This is a genomic window from Pseudomonas sp. JV245A, from assembly GCF_032424515.1.
GTDB classification, from domain to species: Bacteria; Pseudomonadota; Gammaproteobacteria; order Pseudomonadales; family Pseudomonadaceae; genus Aquipseudomonas; species Aquipseudomonas protegens.
The window spans coordinates 1-2,338 of the sequence record NZ_VYKE01000326.1; the positions used below are offsets into that span (position 1 = coordinate 1).

At 67.1% G+C, this 2,338-nt stretch carries 1 protein-coding gene; it reads left to right on the forward strand.

Annotated elements, in window-relative coordinates; all coding sequences use genetic code 11:
• A partial coding sequence (locus F6S12_RS31230; protein ID WP_315869805.1) for a condensation domain-containing protein occupies nucleotides 1-2,338 on the forward strand: 2,338 nt, incomplete at both ends.

The following is a 2,338-nucleotide window of genomic DNA, read 5'->3' on the forward strand; positions in this document are numbered from 1 at the left end:
GTCGAGCTGCCACTGCGGGCGCTGTTCGAAGCCAGCGAACTGGGGGCCTTTGCCGAGCAGGTGCTGCTGATCCAGGAGTCCGGCGCGCGCAACCAGCAGCCGCCGATTGCCCGGGTAGACCGCAGCCAGCCGGTGCCGCTGTCCTATTCCCAGCAGCGCATGTGGTTCCTCTGGCAGATGGAGCCCGACAGCCCGGCCTACAACGTCGGTGGCATGGCGCGGCTGTCTGGCGTGCTCGACGTGGGCCGCTTCGAGGCCGCGCTGCAAGCGCTGATCCTGCGTCACGAAACCCTGCGCACCACCTTCCCCAGCGTCAATGGCGTGGCCCATCAGCAGGTGCATGCCGACACCGGCCTGCGCATGGTCTGGAAGGACTTCTCGGCCCTGGCCCCGGATGCGCGTCAGCAGCGCCTGCAACAATTGGCGGACAGCGAAGCGCATCAACCCTTCGACCTGGAGACCGGCCCCTTGCTGCGCGCCTGCCTGGTCAAGGCCGGCGAGCAGGAGCATTACTTCGTCCTGACCCTGCACCACATCGTCACCGAAGGCTGGGCCATGGACATCTTCGCCCGCGAGCTGGGCGCGCTGTACGAAGCCTTCCTCGACGACCGCGAATCGCCCCTGGAACCCTTGCCGGTGCAGTACCTGGACTACAGCGTGTGGCAGCGCCAGTGGCTGGAATCCGGCGAGCGCCAGCGCCAGCTGGACTACTGGACCGGGCAACTGGGCCGCGAACACCCGCTGCTGGAGCTGCCCAGCGACCGGCCACGCCCGGCGGTGCAAAGCCACCAGGGCGAACTCTATCGCTTCGATTTGAGCGACGAGCTGGCGGCCCGGGTGCGGGCCTTCAATGCCGAGCATGGCCTGACCCTGTTCATGACCATGACCGCCGCGTTGTCGCTGCTGCTCTATCGCTACAGCGGCCAGAGCGACCTGCGCATCGGCGCGCCGGTGGCCAACCGCATCCGCCCGGAAAGCGAAGGGCTGATCGGCGCCTTCCTCAATACCCAGGTGCTGCGTTGCCAGCTCGACGGGCAGATGAGCGTCGGCCAGTTGCTGGAGCAGGTACGCCACACCGTGATCGAGGGCCAGTCGCACCAGGACCTGCCGTTCGATCATCTGGTGGAAGCCTTGCAACCGCCGCGCAGCACCGCCTACAACCCGCTATTCCAGGTGATGTGCAACGTCCAGCGCTGGGAATTCCAGCAAAGCCGGCAACTGGCGGGCATGACCGTGGAATACCTGGTCAACGATGCCCGGGCCACCAAGTTCGACCTCAACCTGGAAGTCACCGACCTGGACCAGCGCCTGGGCTGCTGCCTGACCTACAGCACCGACCTGTTCGACGAGCCGCGCATTGCGCGCATGGCCGGCCACTGGCGCAATCTGCTGGAAGCCTTGCTCAGCGACCCGCAACGGCGCCTTTGCGAATTGCCACTGCTGCAGGCCGATGAACAGCAGCACCTGCTGGACAGTTTGAGCGTCGAGCCCGGCGAGCAACGTCTGGACCAGTGCATCCACCACCTGTTCAGCGAACAGGCCCTGGCCCGCAAGGATGCCCCGGCCCTGACCTTCGCCGGGCAGACCCTGAGCTACAGCGAGCTGGACAGCCGCGCCAACCGCCTGGCCTGGATGCTTCGTGAGCGTGGCGTGGGCCCGCAGGTGCGAGTCGGCCTGGCCCTGGAGCGTTCCCTGGAAATGGTCGTCGGCCTGCTGGCGATCCTCAAGGCCGGTGGCGCCTACGTGCCCCTGGACCCGGAATACCCCCTGGACCGCCTGCACTACATGATCGAAGACAGCGGCATCGGCCTGCTGCTCAGCGATGCGCGGATGTTCGCCGCCCTGGGCGAGCTGCCGGCCGGAGTCGGCCGCTGGTGCCTGGAAGAGGACGGTGCGCTGCTGGCCGACTACCCGGCGGGCGAATTGCCCTTCATCAGCCTGCCCCAGCATCAGGCGTACCTGATCTACACCTCCGGTTCCACCGGCCAGCCCAAGGGCGTGGTGGTGTCCCACGGGGAAATCGCCATGCACTGCCAGGCGGTGATCCGCCGCTTCGGCATGCGCCCGGACGACTGCGAGCTGCACTTCTATTCCATCAACTTCGACGCCGCCACCGAGCGCTTGCTGGTGCCGCTGCTCAGCGGCGCCCAGGTGGTACTGCGGGCCCAGGGCCAGTGGGACGCCGAAGAGATCTGCCAACTAATCCGTCAGCACCGCATCAGCATCCTCGGTTTCACCCCCAGCTACGGCAGCCAGTTGGCCCAGCATCTGGCGACCCAGCAGCAGACCCTGCCGGTGCGCATGTGCATCACCGGCGGCGAGGCCCTGACCGGCGAAC